Source organism: Elizabethkingia argenteiflava (genome assembly GCF_009904105.1).
Lineage (GTDB): Bacteria > Bacteroidota > Bacteroidia > Flavobacteriales > Weeksellaceae > Elizabethkingia > Elizabethkingia argenteiflava.
The window spans coordinates 1-301 of the sequence record NZ_JAAABJ010000069.1 but is presented as its reverse complement, the minus strand read 5'-3'; the positions used below and the strand labels follow the sequence as shown (position 1 = coordinate 301).

Genomic DNA, 301 nt, shown 5'->3' with positions numbered 1-301 from the left:
TTCTGCAACTTCTGATTAATTTGCATATTTCTAATGGCATGCTATCTACAATGTAATAATCACTGACAGATATTTTTGCAGCTATCTTGTTTCTTAATGAATCCCCATAAGAAAACAAGTTGCGCTTTCTGCCATTGTAAACACTACGTTCAATCCTAGAGGATAAATTGAAAAGTAATTTTCTGAATAAATCCCGCTCTGAATCAATACTCATAAATTCTGAAGTTAAGCCTATGGAGATTAACTCAAGATCTGACAATTTGGGATTGCGGATTTGATTTAAAAAATTCATTTTACTCTC

At 32.2% G+C, this 301-nt stretch carries 1 pseudogene; it reads right to left on the bottom strand.

Annotated features, from left to right (window positions below):
- A pseudogene (locus GNY06_RS00355) lies at nucleotides 1-301 on the bottom strand (IS982 family transposase); the annotation flags it as partial.